This is a genomic window from Haloarcula japonica DSM 6131, from assembly GCF_000336635.1.
Taxonomy (GTDB): Archaea; Halobacteriota; Halobacteria; order Halobacteriales; family Haloarculaceae; genus Haloarcula; species Haloarcula japonica.
Genome location: NZ_AOLY01000030.1, coordinates 1 through 252, shown reverse-complemented (window position 1 = coordinate 252; position 252 = coordinate 1). Strand labels below are relative to the sequence as shown.

The following is a 252-nucleotide window of genomic DNA, read 5'->3' as shown; positions in this document are numbered from 1 at the left end:
ATCTATGTGTAGGGGTGAAAGGCCCATCGAGTCCGGCAACAGCTGGTTCCAATCGAAACATGTCGAAGCATGACCTCCGCCGAGGTAGTCTGTGGGGTAGAGCGACCGATTGGTGTGTCCGCCTCCGAGAGGAGTCGGCACACCTGTCAAACTCCAAACCTACAGACGCTGTTTGACGCGGGGATTCCGGTGCGCGGGGTAAGCCTGTGTACCAGGAGGGGAACAACCCAGAGATAGGTTAAGGTCCCCAAG

At 57.5% G+C, this 252-nt stretch carries 1 rRNA gene; it reads left to right on the top strand.

The window, feature by feature from the left end:
* Window positions 1-252 (top strand): 23S ribosomal RNA (locus C444_RS22565); the annotation flags it as partial.